The organism is Comamonadaceae bacterium OTU4NAUVB1 (assembly GCA_024372625.1).
In the GTDB taxonomy this organism is placed as follows: domain Bacteria; phylum Pseudomonadota; class Gammaproteobacteria; order Burkholderiales; family Burkholderiaceae_C; genus Variovorax.
This window is the reverse complement of sequence record CP099605.1, coordinates 2,751,069-2,775,527: the sequence shown is the minus strand read 5'-3', so window position 1 is coordinate 2,775,527 and position 24,459 is coordinate 2,751,069. Positions and strand designations below refer to the sequence as shown.

Genomic DNA, 24,459 nt, shown 5'->3' with positions numbered 1-24,459 from the left:
CCGCGACAGGGCCACGGCGCCTTCAGCCCGCCGGGGCCGAGGGCGGCGGCAACGGGCTGGATGCCGACTGCGGCGCCACCGGCGTCGGCGCCGCCGCCGCGGCGTAGGCCGCGAGCGGCAGGTCGCGCCGGCGCAGCTCGTCGAGCATCGTGAAGAGCAGCTCGCTGCGCACGCCGCCGGCCAGGCGCGGGCTGGCGACGTAGGCGATCACCTGGAAGATCAGGAATCCGCCCTCGATGCCGTCGAGCGAGACCGAAGGCTCCGGCGTCTTCAGCACCCCGGCGTGTCCGGTGCAGGCCGCGAGCAGCACCTCGCGGGCGAGGTTGGCGTCGGTGGTCAGCGGCATCGGCAGGCGGATCAGCACCCGGCCCTCGGCGTTGACCAGCGTCATGTTGCGGACCGTCTTGGTGATGAATTCCGAGTTGGGCACGATCAGGGTGGAGCGGTCGCCCAGCTGGATTTCGGTGGCGCGCACGTTGATGCGGCGCACGTCGCCCTCGGCGTTGCCCAGCACCACCCAGTCGCCGACCTTCACCGGCCGCTCGGCCAGCAGGATCAGCCCGGAGATGAAGTTCTGCACGATCGCCTGCAGGCCGAAGCCGATGCCCACCGACAGCGCGCTGGCCACCCAGGCGATGCGCTCGATGCCCAGGCCCAGCGCCGACAGCGCCGAGCCGATGACCACCGCCCCGCCCACGTAGCCCAGCAGCGTGAGCAGCGAGCTGCGCATGCCCGGCTCCAGGGTGGTGGTCGGCAGGTAGCTGTCGTCGAGCCAGCGCCGGGCCACGCGCATGGCGACGAAGCCGCCCACCAGCACCGCGAAGGCCCCCAGCAGCGCGCCGGGCACGAGTTCGAACTGGCCGACCTTCAGGCTCGCGCCGACGGCGCCGCTGCGCTGGAACAGCTCGTCGGGCGTGGTGCCCAGCGGCGCCAGCAGGGCGATCACCAGGTAGAAGAACAACGTGACGCGACTGACCGCCGACAGCACCACGGCCGCCTGGTCGAGCGTGTGCGGCGCGATGTTGAAGCTCTTGTGCAGCCGCTGGCCGGTGCTCCCGCGCGAGGACAGCAGCGCCATGAACAGGTCGTCGGCGAACTTGAACAGCAGGTAGGCCGCGGCGGCGACGATCCCCGTCCAGGTCAGCTGACTGGCCACGAAGCTCGCCAGCGAGACGAAGCCCAGCGCCACCAGCACGCAGATCGCGATCGTCACCGCCGTCATGACGCCGGTGACGATGCCCACCCACAGGGGCCGGCCCGCGGCCACCGCCTCGTGTTCGGTCGGCGGGGCATCGTCGTCGGTGCGTGCGGCGGGCTTCGCCTCCGGCGCGCCGGACCGGCTCGATGCATTTGACGCAGCGGCCACGGCCGCCGTGCCGCCCGCCGCGTCGACGACGCTGGAGGTCCGCAAGCGCAGCAGCATCCAGGTCGACAGCGCGGCCAGCGCGAGCGCGGTGAGCGCGTGCGTGGCCACGACCGCCGCCAGGCTCGCCTGGACGGCGGTGTTGACCTGCGTGACCGCCCAGATCAGCGTCGAGACCCCGGCGATCACCCAGGGCAGCGGCGCCAGGCGCGAGGCGATGGCGTCGGACATGGGCGGCAGGCGCCAACTGGTGCGGTGGTTGGCCAGCAGCGCCCGGCCCAGGCCGACGACGAAGCCGACGAAGGCGGCGAGCCGGGCCGCCGAATCGCCCAGGCCCTGGGCGACGGCCGACCAGTCGCCCTGGCGCAGCAGCGCCTGCCAGGCCCATTCGGTGCCCAGCGCGGTGATGGCGGTGGTCGACAGCACGGTGGCGACGGCCAGCAGCGAGCGCCGCAGCCGTCCGACCGGGAAGACCCGCACCGCCAGCTTGATCAGGGCGTGCTCGGCGGCCCAGCTGCCCAGCACGACCAGCAGGAGCGCGCCGGCGAGGGACGCCAGGAACAGGCCGAGACCGTCCTCGCGCCAGGCGCTGGCGAGCCCGCCGCGCAGGTCGTTGCCGAGCCCGCGCAGGCGCGCCTGGTCGGTGGGCCACGCCGCACCGATGCGCCGCCAGAAGGCCGCGCCCAGCGGCGACTCCACGCGCTCCAGGATGCGTGCCTCGAACAGCGCGCGGCGCCGCGCCTGCAGGTCGGCGGTGCGCTGCTGGGCATCGACGGCGACCAGGCGGGCCAGGCGGATGTCGGCGTCGAGCGCGTTGCGTTCCTTCTCCAGCGTCGCGCGCTGGCGCGTGATGTCGGACGCCTCGGTCGCGCCGGCCGCCGGCGCGGCGCCGAGTTCGCCCAGGCGCGCGTTCAGGTCGGCGAGCTGCCCGTCGCGCGAGGCGACGAAGCGCTGCGCCTGCGCGACGATGTCCTGTGTCTCGCCGATCAGGCGCGGCACGTCCGCGTTGTCGTCGACGTTCTCCGGCAGCTGGTCGAGGCGCTTGCGCAGCGCGGGCACGGTGACCTCGGGCTCGACCGGGGCGGCCTCGCCGGCCGTCGCCGCCGGCTGGGAGGTCTGGGCCGTCGCGGGCTGCTGCGCGGCGGCCGGCGCGCCCAGGGCGAGCGTCAGCCAGACAAGGAGAAGGGCGAGGAAGGCGGAAGGTCCGGAGGTCGTTCTCATCGATGACAAGGCCGCGCGGGGCCACGGATGCAAAACGCGCTAGCTTGCCGCAGCGAAGAGGTCGATGCGGTCGGTGATGACGCCGTCCGTGCCGAGCGCGATCAGCCGCTGCGCCGCCCAGTCGTCGTTCACGGTGTAGCTCAGGGTGCGCAGGCCGGCGTCACGCGCGCGCGCCACCGTGGCCTCGCTCCAGAGCGCCTGGTTGCACACGACGGCGACGCAGTCCAGGCGCAGGGCTTCCTCGAGCCAGCCCTCGGGCAGCGCGTCGAGCAGCAGCCCGCGCGGCAGGTGCTCGGCGCCGTGACGCGCGCCCTCGAGCGCCAGGGGCTGGAACGAGGTCAGCAACGGCGGCACCGGCTGGCCGGCCCACAGGCGCGCGGCCTCCTGCGCCACCACCTCGCCGGTGCGGCGTTCGGTGCCGGGCGTGGGCTTGATCTCGATGTTCAGGTGATGGCCGTTGCGCAGGCAGAAGCGCGCGACGTTCTCCAGCCGTGCCAGCGGCTCGCCGGCGTGGGCGCGCGAATGCCAGCCGCCGGCGTCGAGCCGCGACAGCCGGGCCCAGTCGAGGTCGCCGGCCGTGCCCCGGCCGTCGGTGGTGCGTTCGAGCGTGGCGTCGTGCAGCAGGAAAGGCACGCCGTCGGCGCTGAGCTTGACGTCGCACTCGAACATGCGATAGCCGTGGGCGGCCCCGAGGCGGAAGGCCGCCAGCGTGTTCTCCGGCGCGAGGCGGCCGGCGCCGCGGTGGGCGATCCAGCGCGGATAGGGCCAGTCGGCCCGGGGGACGGCGGGTGCCGGCGCACCGGGAGCGACGGTCGGGGCGGCGGGCGGGATGGAGGTCATGGCGGAGGTCATGGCGATGATCCTGGACCGGGTGCGACGCGTCGCTCGTTCAGGCCACGCGCTTGCCCGAGCCGGCATCGAAGGCGTGCAGCCGATCGGGCGGGGCGCCGACGTGCACGGTGTCGCCCGCGCGCGGGGGCGTGTCGGCCTCGTCGATGCGCACGATGACGGGCTCCTCGCCGATGTGGCCGTACACCAGCCGCTCGGCGCCCAGCAGTTCGACGTACTCGACCTGCACCGCCCAGCCGGCCGGATCGAGCTTCAGGTGTTCCGGCCGCACGCCCAGGATCTGCCCCGGGCGCACGCCCGGCGCGTGGCGCAGCAGGTTCATCGGCGGCGAGCCGATGAAGCTGGCGACGAAGGTGGTGGCGGGGCGGTTGTAGACCTCCTCGGGCGTGGCGAACTGGTCCATCACGCCGCCGTTCATCACGATGATGCGCTGCGCCAGCGTCATCGCCTCGACCTGGTCGTGCGTGACGAACAGCGAGGTGATGCCGAGCTCGCGGTGCAGCTTCTGGATCTCGATGCGGGTCTGCGCGCGCAGCTTGGCGTCGAGGTTGGACAGCGGCTCGTCGAACAGGAAGACCTGCGGCTGGCGCACGATGGCGCGGCCCATGGCCACGCGCTGGCGCTGGCCGCCGGAGAGCTCGCGCGGCTTGCGCGCGAGCAGCGCGCCCAGCTCCAGGATGCGCGCGGCCTTGTCCACGCGCGTCCTGATCTCGTCCCTGGGCACCTTGGCGATCTTCAGGCCGTAGGCCATGTTGTCGAAGACCGTCATGTGCGGGTAGAGCGCGTAGTTCTGGAACACCATCGCGATGTCGCGCTCGGAGGGTTCGAGCGTGTTGACGACGCGCCCGCCGATCGCGATCTCGCCGGCGGAGACTTCCTCCAGCCCGGCGACCATGCGCAGCAGCGTGGACTTGCCGCAGCCCGACGGCCCGACGATGACCACGAACTCGCGGTCGCCGATCTCCGCGCTCACGCCGTGGATGACCTGGTTGGCCTTCGGGCCCGCGCCGTAGCGCTTGATGACATTGCGAAACGAAAGAGCAGCCATGGTTTGTTTATTTCTCCGTATCCACCAGGCCCTTGACGAACCACTTCTGCATCGCGACCACGACGATCGCGGGCGGCAGCATCGCCAGGATGGCCGTGGCCATCACGACGTTCCATTCGTTCTGGCCGTCGCCCCCGGCGATCATCCGCTTGATGCCCACCACCACCGGGTACATGTCCTCGCCGGTGGTGGCGATCAGCGGCCACAGGTACTGGTTCCAGCCGTAGATGAACTGGATCACGAACAGCGCCGCGATCGAGGTCTTCGACAGCGGCAGCAGCACGTCGAAGAAGAAGCGCATCGGGCTCGCGCCGTCCATGCGCGAGGCCTCGGTCAGCTCCTCGGGCACCGTCATGAAGAACTGGCGCAGCAGGAACGTCGCCGTGGCCGAGGCGATCAGCGGCACCGTCAGTCCGGCGTAGGTGTTGAGCATGTGCAGGTTGGCCAGCACCTCGTAGGTCGGCAGGATGCGCACCTCCACCGGCAGCATCAGCGTCACGAAGATGGCCCAGAACACGGTCTTCCTGAACGGGAAGCGGAAGTACACGATGGCGAAGGCCGACAGCAGCGAGATCGTGATCTTGCCGATGGCGATGACCAGGGCCGTCACCAGGCTCACCCACATCATGTGCGCCACCGGCGCGTTGGAGCCGCCGGCGTTCTCGCGCCCGAACAGCGCCGCCATGTAGCTCTCGCGCAGGTTCGAACCCGGCAGCAGCGGCATGGGCGCCTGCACGATGTCCTGCGCCGTGTGCGTGGAGGCCACGAAGGCCAGGTAGAGCGGGAAGGCGACGATCAGCACCCCCAGCATCACGATGACGTGCGCGAGGATGCCCTGGGTTCCGCGTTTCTCGACCATGTCAGTAATTCACTTTCTTCTCGACGTAGCGGAACTGGATGACGGTGAGCACCACGACGATCGCCATCAGCACCACCGACTGCGCGGCCGAGCCGCCCAGGTCCATGGCCTTGAAGCCGTCGTAGTAGACCTTGTAGACCAGGATCGCCGTGTCCGTGCCCGGGCCGCCGTGCGTGGCGGCATCGACGATCGCGAAGGTGTCGAAGAAGGCGTAGACGATGTTGATGACCAGCAGGAAGAAGGTCGTGGGCGAGAGCAGCGGGAACTGCACCGTCCAGAAGCGGCGCCACGGCCGCGCGCCGTCGATGGCGGCCGCCTCGATGAGCGAGCGCGGGATCGACTGCAGGCCGGCGAGGAAGAACAGGAAGTTGTAGGAGAGCTGCTTCCAGATCGCCGCCATCACGATCAGCGTCATGGCGTGGCCGGAATTCAGCAGGTGGTTCCAGTCGATGCCCAGGTGGCCCAGCGCATAGGCCACCACCCCCAGCGAGGGCGAGAACATGAACACCCACAGCACCGCCGCCACGGCCGGGGCCACGGCGTAGGGCAGGATCAGCATGGTCTTGTAGAAGGTGCCCCCGCGCGTGATGCGGTCGGCGAAGACGGCCAGCAGCAGCGACACCGCGATGCCGATGCCCGCGACCAGCACCGAGAACAGCGCCGTGGTCTTGAACGATTCGACATAGCCCGGGTCGGCGAACAGCTGGCGGAAATTGTCCAGTCCGACGTACTCGATCGAAGTGCCGAACGGGTCCTGCTGCTGCAGCGACTGGTAGAGCGCCTGGCCGGCCGGCCAGAAGAAGAAGACCCCGATGACCAGCATCTGCGGCGCCAGCAGCGCCCACGGCAGCCAGCCGGAGCGGAAGAAGACACGCTTGTCCATGAAAACCCTGAAATGAAAAGCCCGCCTGCTCCATGCGAGGAGCCGAGGCGGGCGAGTCTAGCGACCGGCGCGCGGTCGCGGTGCGCGGGACTCAGCCCTTGTTGGCCTTCTGGAAGCGTTCGAGCTGCTCGTTGCTGCGCTTGACGATGGCGTCGAGCGCCTCCTTGGCGGTCTTCTTGCCGTTCCAGACCTGTTCGAGTTCCTCGTCCTCGATGGCGCGGATCTGCACGTAGTTGCCCAGGCGGATGCCGCGGCTCTTGTCGGTGACCTTGCGGATCATCTGCGTGACGGCCACGTCGGTGCCGGGGTTCTGCTTGTAGAAGCCCGAGTCCTCGGTCAGCTTGTAGGCGGCGGTGGTGACCGGCAGGTAGCCGGTGCGCTTGTGGCTGGCCGACTGGACTTCGGGCGTCGAGACGAAGCTGAAGAACTTGGCGATGCCCTTGTACTTCTCGGGCGTCTTGCCCGACATCACCCACAGGCTGGCGCCGCCGATCACGGTGTTCTGCGGGGCGCCGGGCACGTCCGGGTAGTAGGGCAGGGGCGCGACGCCGTAGCCGAACTTGGCGTTCTTGGCGACGTTGCCGTAGAAGCCCGAGGACGTGTTGATCATGGCGCACTCGCCCGAGACGAACGAGGCCTCGGGGATGTTGGAGCGGCCCTTGTAGATGAACAGGCCCTGCTTGACCATGCTCGCGAGGTTCTCGACGTGGCGCAGGTGCAGGGGCGAGTCGACCTTCAGGCGCGCGTCGAGGCCGGCCAGGCCGTTGCTCCGGGTGGCGAACTCGACGTTGTGCCAAGCCGAGAAGCTCTCGATCTGGGTCCAGTTCTGCCACGCCGTCGTGAACGGGCACTTGTGGCCGCTGGCCTTGAGCTTGGCGGCGGCGGAGACCACTTCCGGCCAGGTCGAGGGCGCCTTGTCGGTAGGCAGGCCGGCAGCCTTGAAGGCGTCCTTGTTGAAGTAGAAGACCGTGGTCGAGCTGTTGAACGGGAAGCTCAGCATCTGGCCGTTGGGTGCCGTGTAGTAGCCGGCGACGGCGGGGATGTAGGCGGCCGCATCGAACTTCTCGCCCGCGTCCTTCATGACCTTGCCCACCGGCACGATCGCGCCCTTGCTGGCCATCATGGTGGCGGTGCCGACCTCGAAGACCTGCAGGATGTCCGGGGCGTTGCCGGCGCGGAACGCGGCGACGGCGGCGGTCATGGATTCCTCGTACTGGCCCTTGTACGTCGGGACGATCCGGTAGTCCTTCTGGCTTTCGTTGAACTGCTTGGCCAGGTCGTTGACCCATTCGTTGTTGACGGCGGTCATCGAATGCCACCACTGGATTTCGGTCTGGGCCTGCGCGGTGCCGGCGAGGGTGGTGGCCGCCAGTGCGGTGCACAGGGCGAGCTTCTTGAATCGCATGAGGGAGGACTCCTGGAGGAAAGGGCGCGGATGGGCGCCGGGGACGCGAAAGGCGCGCATGCTAGGCCGTGCTCGTGACACGACGGCGACCTCGGGGTTTTGCCGCCGGACGGCGCTTTCTCCAAGGGGGGAAACCCTCCTGGCGCCACGGCGAACGCGTCCGGCTTGCTGCAATGCACCATGCTAGCATCGCCCTCCTTTTCCTCCAGCCTCACGCTGGCCCCGCACCGGACCCGACCGGGTCCGCGCCGGGGCGTACCGGCCGCCTTCTCGCGGCACGCGCCATGACCAAGACCTCACTCGACAAAAGCAAGATCCGGTTCCTGTTGCTCGAGGGCATCCATCCCTCGGCGGTGGAAGTGCTGCGGGGCGCGGGCTACACGCAGATCGAGACCCTGCCCAAGGCGTTGCAGGGCGAGGAACTCAAGGCCCGCCTCGCCGACGTGCATTTCCTGGGCATCCGCTCGCAGAGCCAGCTGACGGCCGACGTGCTCGCCGCGGCGCCCAAGCTGGTGGCCGTGGGGTGCTTCTGCATCGGCACCAACCAGGTCGACCTGAACGCGGCGCGCGAGCGCGGCGTGGCGGTGTTCAACGCGCCGTATTCCAACACCCGCTCGGTGGCCGAACTGGTGCTGGCCGAGGCGATCCTGCTGCTGCGCGGCGTGCCGGAGAAGAACGCGCTGGCGCACCGCGGCGGCTGGCTGAAGTCGGCGATCAATTCGCACGAGGCGCGCGGCAAGACGCTGGGCATCGTGGGCTACGGCTCGATCGGCACGCAACTGTCGGTGCTGGCCGAGTCGCTGGGCATGCACGTGGCGTTCTACGACGTGGTCAACAAGCTGCCGCTGGGCAACGCGCGCCAGGTGCAACGCCTGCACGACCTGCTCGCGCAGAGCGACATCGTGACGCTGCACGTGCCGGAGCTGCCCTCGACGCAGTGGATGATCGGCCCCGACGAGATCGCCGCCATGAAGCCCGGCGGCATCCTGATCAACGCGGCGCGCGGGACGGTGGTGGACATCGACGCGCTCGCCGCGGCGCTGAAGGCGAAGAAGCTCTGGGGCGCGGCGATCGACGTGTTCCCGGTCGAGCCGGGCAGCAACAGCGAGGAGTTCGTCTCGCCCCTGCGCGGGCTGGACAACGTGATCCTGACGCCGCACGTGGGCGGCTCGACGATGGAGGCGCAGGCCAACATCGGCGGCGAGGTGGCCGAGAAGCTGGTGAAGTACAGCGACAACGGCACGTCGATCTCGTCGGTCAACTTTCCCGAGGTGGCGCTGCCGGCGCACCCCGGCAAGCACCGGCTGCTGCACATCCACCGCAACGTGCCGGGCGTGCTGTCGGAGATCAACCGCATCTTCTCCGAGAACCACATCAACATCGCCTCGCAGTACCTGCAGACCAACGAGAAGGTCGGCTACGTCGTGATCGACATCGACGCGGCGTCCTCGGACCTGGCGCTGGAAAAGCTCGCGGCGGTGCCGGGAACGATCCGCAGCCGCGTGCTGTTCTGAGGGGCGAGGGGCGGCCGGGTTGACCCCGCCCGGGTCGCGAAGAGCGCGCTGACCTAAAATCCCCGGCCCGGCAAGCGGGTGCGCAGCGCCCGGCCGAGGCAAATTCCCCGATGAATGCACCCACCGCGCTGACGGCGTTGTTGTCACAGGCCGCAGAGCCCGCGCGACTCCGCGAGATCCCCTACAACTACACGAGCTTCTCCGACCGCGAGATCGTGATCCGCCTGCTGGGCGAGCGCGGCTGGACGCTGCTGCAGTCACTGCGCGACGAGCGCCGCACGGGCCGCTCGGCGCGCATGCTCTACGAGGTGCTGGGCGACATCTGGGTCGTGCAGCGCAACCCCTACCTGATCGACGACCTGCTGGACAACCCGCGCCGGCGTGGCCAGCTGGTCGAAGCGCTCGCGCACCGCCTGGGCGAGGTCGGCAAGCGGCGCACGCCCGACGTCGACGCGCAGCGCGACGCGCTGGTGGGCGAGCTGTCGGCGCTGGTGGCGGGGGCCATCGCGGCCTTCGACGCCATGTTCCGAGACGTCGCCGCGCTGCGGCGCAAGGCCACGCGCGTCTTCCGCAGGCTCACGGCCAGGGACAACGTCAAGTTCGACGGCCTCTCGCGCGTGGCGCACGTGACCGACGCGACCGACTGGCGCGTGGAGTACCCCTTCGTCGTGCTGTGCCCGGACACCGAGGCAGAGATGGCCCTGCTGGTCAAGGGCTGCATCGAGCTGGGCCTGACGATCATCCCGCGCGGGGGCGGCACCGGCTACACCGGCGGTGCGATCCCGCTGACCTGGAACAGCGCGGTCATCAACACCGAGAAGCTGGAGGCGATGACCGAGGTCGAGCTGGTCGCGCTGCCGGGTCTGGCCGATCCCGTGCCGACCATCTGGACCGGCGCCGGCGTGGTCACGCAGCGCGTGGCCGACGCGGCCGAGCGCGCGGGCTACGTGTTCGCGGTCGACCCGACCTCCGCCGAGGCCTCCTGCGTGGGCGGCAACGTGGCGATGAACGCCGGCGGCAAGAAGGCCGTGCTGTGGGGCACGGCGCTGGACAACCTGGCCTCCTGGCGCATGGTGACGCCGCAGGCCGAATGGCTGGAGGTCACGCGCATCGGCCACAACCTGGGCAAGATCCACGATGCCGAGTCGGCCGTCTTCGACCTGCAGTACTTCGCCGCCGATGGCACGACCGAGCTGCGCGCCGAGCGCCTGGAGATCCCCGGGCGGACCTTCCGCAAGGAGGGCCTGGGCAAGGACGTGACGGACAAGTTCCTCTCGGGCCTGCCGGGCATCCAGAAGGAGGGCTGCGACGGTCTGATCACCAGCTGCCGCTGGATCGTCCACCGCATGCCCTCGCACACGCGCACGGTGTGCCTGGAGTTCTTCGGCAACGCCAGGGACGCGGTGCCCAGCATCGTCGAGATCAAGGATTTCATGTTCGCCGAGCAGAAGCGCTCGGGCGTGCTGCTCGCCGGCCTGGAGCACCTGGACGACCGCTACCTCAAGGCGGTGGGCTACGCCACCAAGTCGAAGAAGCATGGCGGCCTGCCCAAGATGGTGCTGTTCGGCGACATCGCCGGCGACGACGCCGACGCCGTGGCGCGCGCCACCTCGGAGGTGGTGCGCATCGCCAACTCGCGCAGCGGCGAGGGCTTCGTCGCCATCAGCCCCGAGGCACGCAAGAAGTTCTGGCTCGACCGCAAGCGCACGGCGGCCATCAGCCGCCACACCAACGCCTTCAAGATCAACGAGGACGTGGTGATCCCGCTGCCGCGCATGGCCGAGTACACCGACGGCATCGAGCGCATCAACATCGAGCTGTCGCTGGGCAACAAGATCGCCTTCGCCGACGCGCTGGAGGAGTTCCTCACGCGCGGCAACCTGCCCCTGGGGAAGACCGACGACGCCAACGACATCCCGGCGGTGGAACTGCTGGAGGCGCGCGTGGCGCAGGCCGTGGCGCTGGTGCGCGAGGTGCGCGCGACGTGGGCTTCGTGGCTGCGCGACATCGACGCGCTATTCGCGCAGCTGCAGGACCACTCGCTGCGTGCGAGCTGGAAGACGCAGCTGCGTGCGCCGCTGCAGCAGATCTTCACGGGCGAGGAGTTCGCGCCGATCCTGGCCGAGTGCGCCGCCATCCACCAGCGCGTGCTCAAGGGCCGCGTGTGGGTGGCATTGCACATGCACGCGGGCGACGGCAACGTCCACACCAACCTGCCGGTGAACAGCGACAACTACGAGATGCTGCAGACCGCCCACGCCGCGGTGGTGCGCATCATGGCGCTGGCGCGCAGCCTGGACGGCGTGATCTCCGGGGAGCACGGCATCGGCATCACCAAGCTCGAATTCCTCTCCGACGAGGAGCTGCGTCCGTTCACCGAATACAAGCGGCGCATCGATCCGGAAGGACGCTTCAACAAGGGCAAGCTGCTGCGCTCGCCGGGCCCGGCGCCGCAGGAACTGCACGCCGACCTCACCAACGCCTACACCCCGAGCTTCGGCCTGATGGGCCACGAGTCGCTGATCATGCAGCAGAGCGACATCGGCGCCATCGCCGATTCGGTCAAGGACTGCCTGCGCTGCGGCAAGTGCAAGCCGGTGTGCGCGACCCACGTGCCCCGCGCCAACCTGCTCTACAGCCCGCGCAACAAGATCCTGGCGACCTCGCTGCTGGTCGAGGCCTTTCTCTACGAGGAGCAGACGCGACGCGGCGTGAGCCTGAAGCACTGGGAGGAGTTCGAGGACGTGGCCGACCATTGCACGGTCTGCCACAAGTGCCTCACGCCCTGCCCGGTGAAGATCGATTTCGGCGACGTCTCGATGAACATGCGCAACCTGCTGCGCAAGATGGGGCAGAAGAGCTTCCGTCCCGGCAACGCCGCGGCCATGATGTTCCTCAACGCCACCAACCCGGCCACCATCAAGGCGATGCGCGTGGGCATGGTGGACATCGGCTTCAAGGCGCAGCGCCTGGCCCACGACTTCTTCCGGCTGCCCGCGAAGAAGCAGACGGCCCTGCCGCCGGCCACGCTCGGGCCGGCGCCGGTCAAGGAGCAGGTGATCCACTTCATCAACAAGAAGATGCCCGGCGGCCTGCCCAAGCAGACCGCGCGCGCGCTGCTGGACATCGAGGATGCCGACTACGTCCCGATCATCCGGAACCCGAAGGCCACCACGTCGGAGACCGAGGCCGTGTTCTATTTTCCCGGCTGCGGCTCGGAGCGGCTGTTCTCGCAGGTCGGCCTGGCCACGCAGGCGATGCTCTGGCATGCCGGCGTGCAGACCGTGCTGCCGCCGGGCTACCTCTGCTGCGGCTACCCCCAGCGCGGCAGCGGCCAGTTCGACAAGGCCGAGAAGATGATCACCGACAACCGCGTGCTCTTCCACCGCGTGGCCAACACCCTCAACTACCTCGACATCAAGACGGTGGTGGTGAGCTGCGGCACCTGCTACGACCAACTCCAGGGCTACCAGTTCGACAAGATCTTCCCCGGTTGCCGGATCATCGACATCCACGAATACCTGCTGGAGAAGGGCATCACGCTGGGCGACGCCGGCGGTGGCGGCTACCTCTACCACGACCCCTGCCACAGCCCGATGAAGCTGCAGGACCCGATGAAGACCGTCAAGGCGCTGGTGGGCGACGGCGTGCAGAAGAACGACCGCTGCTGCGGCGAGTCCGGCACGCTGGGCGTCACGCGGCCGGACATCGCCACGCAGATCCGCTTTCGCAAGGAGGAGGAACTGAAGAAGGGCGAGGCCGCGCTGCGGGCGTCGGGCAAGGCGCCGGCACGGGGCGACGTGAAGATCCTGACCAGCTGCCCGAGCTGCCTGCAGGGGCTGTCGCGCTATGGCGGCGACCTGGACAACGGCCTGCTCGAGGCCGACTACATCGTCGTCGAGATGGCGCGCAAGATCCTGGGCGAGCAGTGGCTGCCGGCCTACGTCGCTGCGGCCAATGCCGGCGGCATCGAGCGGGTGCTGGTGTGAGCGACGTGTCGACGCCGCTGCCAACCGCGCGCCGGGCGGGCTGCCCGCTGTGCGACGCGGCGGGCGGGCGCATCGTGTTCGATGCGGCCGACTTCCGCGTCGTCCATGCGGACGAGGCCGGCTTCCCGGCGTTCTACCGCGTGGTCTGGCACGACCACGTGGCCGAGTTCTCCGACCTCGACGCGACCGGACGCGCGCGCTGCATGGACGCCGTGGCGACGGTCGAGCGCGTCCTGATCGAGCATCTGGCACCGGCCAAGGTCAACTTGGCCGCGTTGGGCAACATGGTGCCGCACCTGCACTGGCACGTGATCGCGCGCTTCGAGGGCGACAGCCATTTTCCCGCGCCGGTCTGGGCCGAGGCCCGGCGTTCCCGCGACACCGCGCGCGAGGCCGCCGTCGCCGCGCTGCTGCCGGTGCTCGAGCGGACGCTCGCCGAGCGCCTGAGCGCCATCGGCACCGACTGAAACCACCCCCCCCCCCCCCAGGACATTCCCATGGCAGGCCTGCACATCGGCGCACCGACGCCCCAATCGATCACCGTCCACGGCCAGTCGCGCGTGCTGGAGGTGGGTTTTTCCGACGGTGCGAACTTCCGCATCCCGTTCGAACTGATGCGCGTGTACTCGCCATCGGCCGAAGTCCAGGGCCACGGCCCCGGCCAGGAGGTGTTGCAGACCGGCAAACGCGACGTCGGCCTGCTGGCGCTGGAGCCCGTGGGCAATTACGCGGTCAAGCCGGTCTTCACCGACGGCCATGAAAGCGGCATCTTCACATGGACGCTGCTCTACGAGCTCGGCGCTCAGCAGGAGGCGCTGTGGGCGCGCTACGAACAGCGCCTGTCGGCCGCCGGCGTGGACCGCGACGCGCCCATGGCCGTGTCGGGCGGCGGTGGCGGTCACGCCTGCGGCAGCCACTGAGGATCGCGTCCCCCGCCAATGTCCGCCGTCCTTGCGGGGTCGTCGGCTTGAGGTGAGTGCTTCCGCCCTAATATGGCAAGCATGAGCACCACCCATTTCGGTTTCGAGAACGTCGACGAACGCGACAAGGCGCGTCGCGTGCGGGGCGTGTTCGACTCGGTCGCCACGCGCTACGACCTCATGAACGACCTGATGTCGGTCGGCATGCATCGCGCCTGGAAGGCCTACACCGTGATGGTCGCCAACGTCGGCGAGGGCTCGCGCGTGCTGGACATCGCGGGCGGCACGGGCGACCTGGCGTTGGCCTTCTCGAAGAAGGTGGGTACCACCGGCGAGGTCGTGCACACCGACATCAACGAGGCCATGCTGCGCACCGGCCGCGAGCGTCTGCTCGACGCCGGCGTGAGCCTGCCGACGATGGTCTGCGATGCCGAGAAGCTGCCGTTTCCCGACGACCACTTCGACGTCGTCACGGTCGCCTTCGGCCTGCGCAACATGACGCACAAGGACCTGGCGCTCAAGGAGATGAACCGCGTGCTCAAGCCGCGCGGCAAGCTGCTGGTGCTGGAGTTCTCCAAGGTCGCGCAGCCGTTGCGCAAGGCCTACGACTGGTATTCCTTCAAGGTGCTGCCACGCCTGGGCAAGGCGGTGGCGGGCGATGACGCCAGCTATCGCTACCTGGCGGAATCCATCCGGATGCACCCGTCGCAGGAAGAGCTCAAGGCCCTCATGAAGGAGGGCGGTTTCGGCCATGTGGACTATCACAACATGACCGGCGGCATCGTCGCCCTGCATGTTGGAATCAAGTGTTGAACGCTGAATTTTTCCGGGATCACCCCGTTGAGGAGACGATGAAATGAAGAACTTCTGGACCGCGTGCCTGGTGTGCGCCATGGTGCTCGTGAGCGCCCAGGCCGATGCAAAGCGCATGGGGGGCGGGCAGTCGATGGGCCGCCAGTCGAACAACGTGACGCAGCGCGAGGCGTCGCCACCGGCCTCGCCGACGACGCCGGGCGCCCCGGCGCAGAACGCCAACAACGCGGCCGCCCGTCCTGGTGCCGCCGCGCCCGCCGCCGCCGCGCCCAAGCGCAACTGGGGCGGCATGCTCGGCGGCCTGGCCGCGGGTCTGGGCCTGGCGTGGCTCGCGCATTCGCTGGGCCTGGGTGCCGGCTTCGGCAACATCCTGCTGATCCTGCTGGTGGTCATGGCCGGTTTCATGGCGTGGCGTTTCTTCGCGGCCCGCTCGCGCGCCGGCAACGGCGGTGGCCAGCGCAACGGCGACTTCGCGTTCCAGGGTGCCGGCAACAGCCCCGCGGACGCACCGACGCCCACGCAGTACAGCCCCGCCAAGGTGGGCAACGACGCCTCGGCACGGCCCTGGGAGACGGGCGCCACGTCCTTCGATGCCAACGCGCAGCGTCCCGGTGCCGCGTCGGGCATCTCGTCGATGGCCAACGCGGCCGGCGCCGGTGCGGTCGGTGCGGCCGGCGGCAGCATGATCGGTTCGGCCCTGGGCGGTGCGCAGTCGTGGGGCGTTCCGGCCGATTTCGACACCGACGGCTTCCTGACCGCCGCGAAGCGCAATTTCGTGACGCTGCAGGATGCCTGGGACCGTGCCGACGTCGGCAACCTGCGCTCCATGATGACCGACGGCATGCTCGGCGAGATCCAGTCGCAGCTGGCCGAACGCGAGACGCACACCGGTGGCCAGCCCAACAAGACCGAGGTCGTGATGCTTGACGCCAAGCTGCTGGGCATCGAGGAGTTGCCCGACGTCTACCTGGCGAGTGTCGAGTTCTCCGGCATGATCCGCGAGGACGCGGCGGCTGGCCCGAGCCCGTTCCGCGAGGTCTGGAACATGACCAAGCCCACCAATGGCGCGGGCGGCTGGCTGGTGGCGGGCGTGCAGGCATTGCAATGACCTGAGACGGTGCCATCGCGGCGCACCGGCCGACGACCGGTGCGCATGCGGGCGGGATAATGGGGACATGGCTACACCATCGTCCCCTTTTTCTTTTCTCGACGGCCTCCTCGATCGTGTCGGCAGCCGCCTGCGGCCGCCCGTCTGGGCGGTCCACGAGGTCCAGCAGCACGCCGTGCTGTTCCTCAACCACGTCCTGCAGCAGGAACCGGAGGCCCAGCAGCGACTGGTGCGCCAGAAGGGCCGCGTGGTGCGCTTCGAATGGCGTTTCGTCACCCTGCAACTGGTGGCGACGCCCGCCGGCCTGCTCGACTTGGCGCCCGAGGGCGCCATCCCCGAACTCACCCTGATCGTCACCGAGACCTCGCCCCTGAAGCTGGCCGGCGCGACGCTGCGCGGCGACAAGCCGTCGGTGCGCATCGTCGGCGACGTGCAGCTCGCCGCCGAGGTCAACTGGCTGGTCGACCATGTGCGCTGGGACGTCGAGGACGACCTCGCGCGCGTGATCGGCGACGTGCCCGCGCACACCATCGGCAACGTGGCGCGCCGCGTGGCCGCGGCATTGCGCCAGTTCGTCGGCAAGGCGACGGGCGCCGCGGGGCGTCCGGGTGGGGCCTCCGGGAGCGCGAGCAACGAATGAATCGCTTCTCACGCGGTCTGTACATCGTCTGGATCGCACTGCGCTACGGGCTCGACGAGCTGGTGCTCACGAGCTTCCAGAAACCATGGCTGGGAGTCGTGGCGCGCGTGCTCTCGATCGGACGGCGGCTGGACGCGCCGCGTGGCCAGCGTCTGCGCGAGGCGCTGGAGCGGCTCGGTCCCATCTTCGTGAAATTCGGTCAGGTGCTCTCGACGCGGCGTGACCTCCTGCCACCGGACATCGCCGACGAGCTCGCCTGGCTGCAGGATCGCGTGGCGCCGTTTCCGTCGTCCGTCGCCATCGCCACCATCGAACGCGCCTTCAAGCGGCCGGTGGCCGAGGTCTTCGAGCGTTTCGACGAGACGCCGGTCGCGAGCGCTTCGATCGCCCAGGTGCATTTCGCGACCATCCGCAACGCCAAGGGCCGCGTGCGCGATGTCGCCGTGAAGGTGCTGCGCCCGGGCATGCGCCGCGTGATGGAGAAGGACCTGGCGTTGATGGCCATGATGGCCGGCTGGGTGGAGAGCCTGTCGGCCGACGGCAAGCGCCTCAAACCGCGCGAGGTGGTGGCCGAATTCAACAAGTACCTGCACGACGAGCTCGATCTGGTGCGCGAGGCCGCCAACGCCGCCCAGCTGCGGCGCAACATGGCCGAACTCGATCTGGTGCTCATTCCCGAGATGATCTGGGACTTCTGCCACCCGGAGGTCATGGTGATGGAGCGCATGAACGGCGTGCCCATCGCGCAGCTCGACCGCCTGCGCGCGGCCGGCGTCGACATTCCCAAGCTGGCGCGCGACGGCGTCACGATCTTCTTCACGCAGGTCTTCCGCGACGGTTTCTTCCATGCCGACATGCATCCCGGCAACATCCAGGTGAGCCTGGAGGAGGCCACTTTCGGCCGCTACATCTCGCTGGACTTCGGCATCGTCGGCACGCTGACCGAGACGGACAAGGAATACCTGGCGCAGAATTTCGTCGCCTTCTTCCGCCGCGACTACAAGCGGGTCGCCGAACTTCACCTGGAAAGCGGCTGGGTGCCCGAGGGCACGCGCATCGACGAACTCGAGGCGGCCATCCGGACCGTGTGCGAGCCGTATTTCGACCGGCCGCTCAAGGAGATCTCGCTGGGCATGGTGCTCATGCGCCTGTTCCAGACCTCGCGCCGCTTCCACGTCGAGATCCAGCCCCAACTCGTGCTGCTGCAGAAGACCCTGCTCAACATCGAGGGGCTCGGCCGACAACTCGATCCCGAACTCGACCTCTGGGCGACGGCCAAGCCGTTCCTGGAAAAGTGGATGCTCGACCAGATCGGGCCGAAACGGCTGTTCGCCCAACTGCGGGAGGAGGCGCCGCGCTACGCCAAGCTGCTGCCCCAGCTGCCCCGCCTGCTGCACGAGTACCTGGAGCACCGCCCCGACGACCACCGCCGTGAGTTGCTCGAACTGCTGCAAGCGCAGAAGAAGACCATCGGCCTGCTGCAGGGGGTGATCTATGGTGGCGTGGGTTTTGCGTTGGGGCTGCTCGCGATGCAGCTGCTGCTGCGCGTGAAGGTCCTGTAGACGCTTCCGCCTCCACCCTGCCTTCACCCTGCCTGTCCCGGAGAAGTCCCCTTGCTGCTGACCCTGGTCGCCGTCTACCTGCTGTTCACGATCGCCATCGGCTTGGTGGCGGCCCGGCGGGTCGACAACACGGCCGATTTCGCCATCGCCGGACGCCATCTGCCCTTGTTCATGATCGTGACGACCACCTTCGCGACGTGGTTCGGCTCCGAGACCGTGCTCGGCATTCCGGCGAAGTTCATCGACGGTGGCCTGCGGGGCGTGATCGAGGACCCGTTCGGCGCCGGCACGTGCCTGATCCTGGTCGGACTGTTCTTCGCCGGCAAGCTCTACCGGATGACGCTGCTGACCATCAGCGACTACTACCGCGAGCGCTACGGCCGCACGGTGGAGGTGGCGTGCTCGCTCATCATCATGGTGAGCTACCTGGGCTGGGTGTCGGCGCAGGTCACGGCACTCGGGCTGGTGTTCAACGTGCTGTCGGCCGGTGCCATCCCGATTCCCGTGGGCATGGTGATCGGCGTCGTCTCGATCCTGGCCTACACGCTGTTCGGCGGCATGTGGTCGGTGGCGGTGACCGATTTCATCCAGATGATCATCCTGGTCGTGGGTCTGGGGGTAATCGCGGTGTTCGCCGGTCAGATGGCCGGTGGCGCCGACAAGGTGGTGGCATTCGCGATCAGCCGCGACCTGTTCCGCTTCTGGCCGGAGCCCACGCTGCGCGACATCCTGTTCTTCTTCGCCGCCGCCATCACCATCATGCTGGGCTCGATCCCGCAGCAGGACGTGTTCCAGCGCGTGATGTCCGCCAACGACCTGCGCGCGGCCACGCGCGGTCCGGTCATCGGCGGGGTGGCGTACATCCTGTTCGCCTTCGTGCCCATGTTCCTGGTGGCCAGCGCGCTGATCATCATGCCGGAGCAGGCCCAGGCCCTGCTTCAGGAGGATCCGCAGAAGGTGCTGCCCACGCTGGTGCTGGAGAAGATGCCCTTCGCGATGCAGGTGCTGTTCTTCGGCGCGCTGCTCTCGGCCATCAAGTCGACCGCTTCGGCGACGCTGCTGGCGCCGAGCGTCACCTTCACGGAGAACATCTGGCGCCAGTTCCGCCCGGGCGGCACCGACCGCGAGAACCTGCGCACCATGCGCGTCACCGTGCTGGTGTTCAGCGCCGCCGTGCTGGCCTATGCGATCCGCATGCAGGGCACGCCGATCTACGAACTGGTCTCCGGGGCCTACCAGGTGCCGCTGGTGGGCGCCTTCGTGCCGCTGGTGTGCGGGCTCTACTGGCAACGGGCGACCACCCAGGGCGCCGTGGCCGCCGTGCTGCTGGGCATCGGGGTCTGGCTGGCGTTCCTGGCACTGCCCTGGGGCGAGTCGTTCCCGGCCCAGCTCGCGGGCGTGCTGGCCGCGTTCGCGGGAATGGGGGCTGGATCGCTCGCACCGCAATGGCTGGCCAACGTGCGCACGCCGCACCGCCCGCTCGCGACCGAGGCGGGTTGACGCGCCTGCGGCGCTGCGGCCGGGGTGCCCGCCGGCCCCTCCCGGGGCGGGTCGGACGGCGCACCCGACGACCTATAATCGCGGGCTTTGCGAGCGGCGGCCGTGCCGCCTTTTCCCACCCCATCCCATGCCCATCTACGCCTACAAATGCAGCGCCTGCGGCTTCGCCAAGGACGCCTTGCAGAAAATGTCCGATGCCCCGCTGACGGTGTGTCCGGCGTGCGGTGCGAGCGCGTTCGAGAAGCAGGTCACCGCTGCGGGCTTCCAACTCAAGGGTTCCGGCTGGTACGTGACCGACTTCCGAGAAGGCGGCGGCAAGAAACCCGCCGATGCGGGTGCCGCCAAGAGCGAGGGCGACACCGGCAAGGCGGCCGCCGCGCCGGCCGAGTCCGCCGGCGGCGGCAACCCGCCCGCCGCCGCCCCGGCGCCTGCCGCCGGCTCCGCGCCGGCACCGGCCCCCGCGCCCGCGCCCAAGCCCAAGAGCGACTGAGGGGCGGTCTGCATGCACGCGCTGCGCAAATGGCTGCTTTCGGGCCTGCTGGTCATCGTGCCGTTGGTCATCACGCTGGGCGTTCTCAACTGGATCATCGGCACGCTGGACCAGACGCTGTGGCTGCTGCCCACCGAGTGGACCGATTGGCTCAACGCCCATCGGGTGCGTGGCCTGGGCGTGCTGCTCACGCTGGCCATCCTCCTGGTGGTCGGCGCGGTCGCCAGCAACTTCGTCGGCAAGCGCCTGCTGGGCTGGGGCGATGCCCTGGTGCGGCGCATCCCGGTCGTGCGCTCGATCTATTCCAGCGTCAAGCAGGTGTCGGACACGCTGTTCTCCGAGAACGGCAACGCCTTTCGCACGGCGGTGCTGATCCAGTGGCCGCGGGAGGGTTCCTGGACCATCGCCTTCGTCACCGGGACGCCGGGCAGCGAAGTGCGCGAGCGGCTCGGCGGCGGTGACTATCTGGGCGTCTACGTGCCCACCACGCCCAACCCGACCGGCGGCTATTTCGTCATGCTCAAGCGCAGCGAGTGCATCGAACTGAAGATGAGCGTGGACGACGCGCTCAAGTACATCGTCTCGATGGGTGTGGTCGTCCCCGGCGGCCCCGCGACCCTCGCGACCCATTCCTAGTCACAGACACATTGCGCCCCCCGGCGCCGGAATCGATTCCATGACCATGCGTTCCCACTATTGCGGTCTCGTGACCGAGGCCCTGATGGGCCAGACCGTGACCCTCTGCGGCTGGGTCAACCGTCGCCGCGACCATGGCGGCGTCATCTTCATCGACGTGCGCGACCGCGAAGGCTACGTGCAGGTGGTGTGCGATCCCGACCGGGCCGCCACCTTCGCGGTGGCCGAAGGGCTGCGCAACGAGTTCTGCGTCCAGGTCACGGGCCTGGTGCGCGCGCGTCCCGAGGGCACCACCAACGAGAACCTCAAGAGCGGCAAGATCGAGGTGCTGTGCCACGACCTGAAGGTGCTCAACCCGTCGGTCACGCCGCCGTTCCTGCTCGACGACGACAACCTGAGCGAGACCACGCGCCTCACGCACCGCGTGCTCGACCTGCGCCGCCCGGCCATGCAGCGCAACATGATGCTGCGCTACAAGGTCACGATGGAGGCGCGCAAGTTCCTCGACGCCAACGGCTTCATCGACATCGAGACGCCGATGCTGGGCAAGTCCACGCCCGAGGGCGCGCGCGACTATCTGGTGCCCAGCCGCGTGCACGACGGCAGCTTCTTCGCGCTGCCCCAGTCGCCCCAGCTGTTCAAGCAGTTGCTGATGGTGGCGGGCTACGACCGCTACTACCAGATCGTCAAGTGCTTCCGCGACGAGGACCTGCGCGCCGACCGCCAGCCCGAATTCACGCAGATCGACATCGAGACCTCGTTCATGGCCGAGGAGGAGATCCGCGAGATGTTCGAAGGGATGATCCGCAACGTCTTTCGCAACGCCGCGGGCATCGACCTGCCGGTGTTCCCGACGATGACGTACGGCGACGCGATGTTCAGGTACGGCTCGGACAAGCCGGACCTGCGCGTCAAGCTCGAATTCACCGAACTCACCGAGTTGATGAAGCATGTCGAGTTCAAGGTCTTCTCGAACGCCGCGACGATGAAGGGCGGTCGCGTCGTCGCCCTGCGCGTGCCCGGCGGCGGCGGCGAGGGCGGCCTGTCGCGCGGCGAGATCGACGCCTACCAGGAGTTCGTGAAGATCTATGGCGCCAAGGGCCTGGCCTACATCAAGGTCAACGACACCGCGGCCGGCCGTGACGGCCTGCAGAGCCCGATCGTCAAGAACCTCGACGACGCCGCCCTGGCCGAGATCATCGCGCGCACCGGGGCGTCCAACGGCGACATCCTGTTCTTTGGCGCCGACAAGGAGAAGGTCGTCAACGACGCCATCGGCGCGCTGCGCGTGAAGATCGGTCACAGCGTGTTCGGCCGCCGCAGTGGACTGTTCGACGATCGCTGGGCCCCGCTGTGGGTGGTCGATTTCCCGATGTTCGAGTACGACGAGGAAGGCCAGCGCTGGTCCGCCGTGCACCACCCGTTCACCGCGCCGAAGGACGGTCACGAGAACCTGATGGACACCGCGCCCGAGAAATGCATCGCCAAGGCCTACGACATGGTGCTCAACGGCATCGAGATGGGCGGCGGTTCGGTGCGGATCCATCGCGAGGACGTGCAGAGCAAGGTGTTCCGCGCACTCAAGATCAGTGCCGAGGACGCGCAGCTCAAGTTCGGCTTCCTGCTCGACGCGCTGCAGTACGGCGCGCCGCCCCACGGTGGCATCGCCATCGGCCTGGACCGCCTGGTGATGCTGATGACCGGCGCCGATTCGATCCGCGACGTCATCGCCTTCCCCAAGACCCAGCGCGCGCAGGACCTGCTGACGCAGGCGCCCAGCCCGGTCGACGAGAAGCAGCTGCGCGAACTGCACATCCGCCTGCGCAACGTCGAAGCCAAGGCCTGAACGAACGTTGCGTGACGAACGTCGCGCCGCCAAGAACGAAGGGGCACCGGTGGGTGCCCCTTTTTTATTCCTTCAAGAGCGCGTGGACCTCAGAGGGCCATGTCGGTCGACGCCTTCGAAGGCTGACGCGTGGCCGGCTGGCCGCTCGGTGAGGGACGGGCCGACGTGGCGGGCGCCGAAACCGGTGCCGGCGACGTCGTCATGGCATCCAGCGTCGGCGGCGGTGCCAGTTGCAGGACCTGGCTGGTCGACGTCCATTCCTGCTGGACCTTCTCCGCGCTGGCGTTGAGCGCCGTGCCGTAGCTGGGCACCATCTCGCGGATGCGGGACTGCCAGGCGGGCGTGGCCAGCTTGTCCTTGAAGACCTGCTTCATCAGGTCCAGCATGATCGGCGCCGCGGTGGAAGCGCCGGGCGAGGCACCCAGCAGGCCGGCCAGGGTGCCGTCCTGCGAACTGACGATCTCGGTGCCGAGCTTCAGCACGCCACCCCTGGCCTTGTCGCGCTTGATGATCTGCACGCGCTGGCCCGCCTGCCAGAGGCGCCAGTCCTCCTTCTTTGCGTTCGGGAGGTACTCGCGCAGTGCCTTCAGCCGGTCGTCGTCCGACAGCATCACCTGGCCGGCCAGGTACTCGACGAGCGAGTATTCCGCCACGCCCACCTTCACCATCGGCCAGACGTTGTGCGGTGTCGTGCTGGTGAGCAGGTCGAGGTAGGAGCCTTCCTTGAGGAACTTGGTCGAGAAGGTGGCGAAGGGACCGAAGAGGATGACGCGCTTGCCGTCGAGGATGCGCGTGTCGAGGTGCGGCACCGACATCGGCGGCGATCCCACCGACGCCTTGCCATAGGCCTTGGCGAGGTGCCGTTCCACGATCGCCGGATTCTCCGTCACCAGGAACGAGCCGCCCACCGGAAAGCCTGCGTAGTCCTTGGCCTCGGGGATGCCCGACTTCTGCAACAGGTGCAGAGCACCGCCGCCCGCGCCGACGAAGACGAATCTGGCGTCGGTTTGCGTGGTGCTGCCGTCCTTCAGATTCTTGTAGCCGATGCGCCAGGTGCCGTCGGCATTGCGCGTGATGTCCTGGACCTCGCTGGAGAGCTTGAGCGAGAAATTCGACCGCGTCTGCAGATGCCCGACGAACTGGCGCGTGATCTCGCCGAAGTTCACGTCCGTGCCGATGGGCGTCCAGGTCGCGGCGACCTTCTGCGTCGCGTCGCGGCCTTCCATCATCAAGGGCACCCATTTGCCGATCTGCGCCGGGTCTTCGGAATACTGCATCCCACGGAACAGCGGGCTGGCCTGCAGCGCCGCGTGGCGTCGCTTCAGGAAGGCGATGTTCTCGTCGCCCCAGACGAAGCTCATGTGAGGCGTCGAATTGATGAACGAGCGGGGGTTCTTCAGCACGTCGCGCTTCACCTGCGAGGCCCAGAACTGCCGCGAGACCTGGAATGCCTCGTTGATCTCGATGGCTTTGACGATTTCCACCTTGCCGTCCTTCTCCGGCGTGTAGTTGAGTTCGGCCAGCGCCGAATGCCCGGTGCCGGCGTTGTTCCAGCCGTTCGAACTCTCCTTGGCGACGCCGTCGAGGCGCTCGACCATTTCCATCGACCAGCCAGGCTCGAGTTCGCCGAGCATGACGCCCAGCGTCGAGCTCATGATGCCGCCGCCGATCAGCAGCACATCGACCTTCCTGGGTTCGGCCGCCTGCGCGCCGGCGAGTGCCAGCGACAGGGCCACGCCCACCAGGGCGGAATGCGTTTTCTTGAACATCATCAGATTCATCTTTTCGGAATACGGATACGGATACGGGTACG

General features: G+C 68.6%; 19 protein-coding genes. 12 read left to right on the top strand and 7 right to left on the bottom strand.

What is annotated here, in order from left to right; genetic code table 11:
• Positions 1–22: 22 nt before the first annotated feature.
• The 6 genes from NF681_16430 to ugpB form a co-directional block, all read right to left on the bottom strand.
• Positions 23–2,584, bottom strand: a complete 2,562-nt coding sequence (locus NF681_16430; GenBank protein ID UST53867.1) for a DUF3772 domain-containing protein — start codon at positions 2,582–2,584, stop codon at positions 23–25.
• A 39-nt stretch (positions 2,585–2,623) separates the two neighbouring features.
• A complete protein-coding gene (gene ugpQ, locus NF681_16425) occupies positions 2,624–3,436 on the bottom strand; it encodes a glycerophosphodiester phosphodiesterase (protein UST53866.1) in 813 nt (270 codons plus the stop codon).
• 37 nt (positions 3,437–3,473) lie between these two features.
• A complete protein-coding gene (ugpC, locus tag NF681_16420; protein UST53865.1) occupies positions 3,474–4,481 on the bottom strand; it encodes a sn-glycerol-3-phosphate ABC transporter ATP-binding protein UgpC in 1,008 nt (335 codons plus the stop codon).
• 7 nt (positions 4,482–4,488) lie between these two features.
• Positions 4,489–5,340: a sn-glycerol-3-phosphate ABC transporter permease UgpE gene (gene ugpE, locus NF681_16415; GenBank protein ID UST53864.1), complete on the bottom strand. Its 852-nt coding sequence runs from the start codon at positions 5,338–5,340 to the stop codon at positions 4,489–4,491.
• A gap of 1 nt (position 5,341) precedes the next feature.
• The gene (gene ugpA / locus NF681_16410) at positions 5,342–6,223 is read right to left on the bottom strand and encodes a sn-glycerol-3-phosphate ABC transporter permease UgpA (protein UST53863.1); all 882 of its coding nucleotides are present in this window, start codon (positions 6,221–6,223) and stop codon (positions 5,342–5,344) included.
• Positions 6,224–6,314: 91 nt separating this feature from the next.
• Positions 6,315–7,628 carry a sn-glycerol-3-phosphate ABC transporter substrate-binding protein UgpB gene (ugpB, locus tag NF681_16405; protein ID UST53862.1) on the bottom strand — a complete coding sequence of 438 codons (1,314 nt, stop codon included), beginning with the start codon at positions 7,626–7,628 and terminating at the stop codon, positions 6,315–6,317.
• A gap of 284 nt (positions 7,629–7,912) precedes the next feature.
• Between ugpB and serA the strand changes: the two genes are divergently transcribed.
• The 12 genes from serA to aspS all read left to right on the top strand — a co-directional run bounded on the left by serA (position 7,913) and on the right by aspS (position 22,646).
• Positions 7,913–9,142, top strand: coding sequence for a phosphoglycerate dehydrogenase (gene serA / locus NF681_16400; protein ID UST53861.1), 1,230 nt, complete (start codon positions 7,913–7,915; stop codon positions 9,140–9,142).
• A 110-nt stretch (positions 9,143–9,252) separates the two neighbouring features.
• Entirely contained in the window at positions 9,253–13,131 is a 3,879-nt protein-coding gene (locus tag NF681_16395; GenBank protein ID UST53860.1) for an FAD/FMN-binding oxidoreductase, read from the top strand.
• Positions 13,128–13,598, top strand: a complete 471-nt coding sequence (locus tag NF681_16390) for an HIT family protein (GenBank protein ID UST53859.1) — start codon at positions 13,128–13,130, stop codon at positions 13,596–13,598. The genes NF681_16395 and NF681_16390 overlap by 4 nt, the downstream gene beginning before the upstream one ends.
• 30 nt (positions 13,599–13,628) lie before the next feature.
• Positions 13,629–14,051 carry a DUF971 domain-containing protein gene (locus NF681_16385; GenBank protein UST53858.1) on the top strand — a complete coding sequence of 141 codons (423 nt, stop codon included), beginning with the start codon at positions 13,629–13,631 and terminating at the stop codon, positions 14,049–14,051.
• An 81-nt stretch (positions 14,052–14,132) separates the two neighbouring features.
• Complete coding sequence (gene ubiE, locus NF681_16380; protein ID UST53857.1) at positions 14,133–14,864, top strand: bifunctional demethylmenaquinone methyltransferase/2-methoxy-6-polyprenyl-1,4-benzoquinol methylase UbiE; 732 nt, start codon at positions 14,133–14,135, stop codon at positions 14,862–14,864.
• Between the two features lie 43 nt (positions 14,865–14,907).
• A complete protein-coding gene (locus NF681_16375) occupies positions 14,908–15,972 on the top strand; it encodes a Tim44-like domain-containing protein (protein ID UST53856.1) in 1,065 nt (354 codons plus the stop codon).
• Positions 15,973–16,039: 67 nt separating this feature from the next.
• Positions 16,040–16,612, top strand: coding sequence for a hypothetical protein (locus tag NF681_16370; GenBank protein UST53855.1), 573 nt, complete (start codon positions 16,040–16,042; stop codon positions 16,610–16,612).
• Complete coding sequence (gene ubiB / locus NF681_16365) at positions 16,609–18,174, top strand: ubiquinone biosynthesis regulatory protein kinase UbiB (GenBank protein ID UST53854.1); 1,566 nt, start codon at positions 16,609–16,611, stop codon at positions 18,172–18,174. The genes NF681_16370 and ubiB overlap by 4 nt, the downstream gene beginning before the upstream one ends.
• 51 nt (positions 18,175–18,225) lie before the next feature.
• On the top strand, positions 18,226–19,674 hold the full coding sequence (locus NF681_16360) for a sodium:solute symporter family protein (protein UST53853.1): 1,449 nt from the start codon (positions 18,226–18,228) through the stop codon (positions 19,672–19,674).
• Positions 19,675–19,801: 127 nt separating this feature from the next.
• The gene (locus tag NF681_16355) at positions 19,802–20,164 is read left to right on the top strand and encodes a zinc ribbon domain-containing protein (protein ID UST53852.1); all 363 of its coding nucleotides are present in this window, start codon (positions 19,802–19,804) and stop codon (positions 20,162–20,164) included.
• A 12-nt stretch (positions 20,165–20,176) separates the two neighbouring features.
• A complete protein-coding gene (locus NF681_16350) occupies positions 20,177–20,800 on the top strand; it encodes a DUF502 domain-containing protein (GenBank protein UST53851.1) in 624 nt (207 codons plus the stop codon).
• Between the two features lie 40 nt (positions 20,801–20,840).
• Positions 20,841–22,646 (top strand): aspartate--tRNA ligase, encoded by a 1,806-nt coding sequence (aspS, locus tag NF681_16345; protein UST53850.1) that lies wholly within the window; start codon positions 20,841–20,843, stop codon positions 22,644–22,646.
• 89 nt (positions 22,647–22,735) lie between these two features.
• Here the strand turns inward: aspS and mqo are convergent, their stop codons facing one another.
• The gene (gene mqo, locus NF681_16340; protein UST55814.1) at positions 22,736–24,415 is read right to left on the bottom strand and encodes a malate dehydrogenase (quinone); all 1,680 of its coding nucleotides are present in this window, start codon (positions 24,413–24,415) and stop codon (positions 22,736–22,738) included.
• Positions 24,416–24,459 lie beyond the last annotated feature (44 nt).

Bases quoted from the DNA above. Each gene is read 5' to 3' on its own strand.
- NF681_16430 (UST53867.1), bottom strand. From the start codon at position 2,584: ATGAGAACGACCTCCGGACCTTCCGCCTTCCTCGCCCTTCTCCTTGTC.
- ugpQ (UST53866.1), bottom strand. From the start codon at position 3,436: ATGACCTCCGCCATGACCTCCATCCCGCCCGCCGCCCCGACCGTCGCT.
- ugpC (UST53865.1), bottom strand. From the start codon at position 4,481: ATGGCTGCTCTTTCGTTTCGCAATGTCATCAAGCGCTACGGCGCGGGC.
- ugpE (UST53864.1), bottom strand. From the start codon at position 5,340: ATGGTCGAGAAACGCGGAACCCAGGGCATCCTCGCGCACGTCATCGTG.
- ugpA (UST53863.1), bottom strand. From the start codon at position 6,223: ATGGACAAGCGTGTCTTCTTCCGCTCCGGCTGGCTGCCGTGGGCGCTG.
- ugpB (UST53862.1), bottom strand. From the start codon at position 7,628: ATGCGATTCAAGAAGCTCGCCCTGTGCACCGCACTGGCGGCCACCACC.
- serA (UST53861.1), top strand. From the start codon at position 7,913: ATGACCAAGACCTCACTCGACAAAAGCAAGATCCGGTTCCTGTTGCTC.
- NF681_16395 (UST53860.1), top strand. From the start codon at position 9,253: ATGAATGCACCCACCGCGCTGACGGCGTTGTTGTCACAGGCCGCAGAG.
- NF681_16385 (UST53858.1), top strand. From the start codon at position 13,629: ATGGCAGGCCTGCACATCGGCGCACCGACGCCCCAATCGATCACCGTC.
- ubiE (UST53857.1), top strand. From the start codon at position 14,133: ATGAGCACCACCCATTTCGGTTTCGAGAACGTCGACGAACGCGACAAG.
- NF681_16375 (UST53856.1), top strand. From the start codon at position 14,908: ATGAAGAACTTCTGGACCGCGTGCCTGGTGTGCGCCATGGTGCTCGTG.
- NF681_16370 (UST53855.1), top strand. From the start codon at position 16,040: ATGGCTACACCATCGTCCCCTTTTTCTTTTCTCGACGGCCTCCTCGAT.
- ubiB (UST53854.1), top strand. From the start codon at position 16,609: ATGAATCGCTTCTCACGCGGTCTGTACATCGTCTGGATCGCACTGCGC.
- NF681_16355 (UST53852.1), top strand. From the start codon at position 19,802: ATGCCCATCTACGCCTACAAATGCAGCGCCTGCGGCTTCGCCAAGGAC.
- NF681_16350 (UST53851.1), top strand. From the start codon at position 20,177: ATGCACGCGCTGCGCAAATGGCTGCTTTCGGGCCTGCTGGTCATCGTG.
- aspS (UST53850.1), top strand. From the start codon at position 20,841: ATGACCATGCGTTCCCACTATTGCGGTCTCGTGACCGAGGCCCTGATG.
- mqo (UST55814.1), bottom strand. From the start codon at position 24,415: ATGTTCAAGAAAACGCATTCCGCCCTGGTGGGCGTGGCCCTGTCGCTG.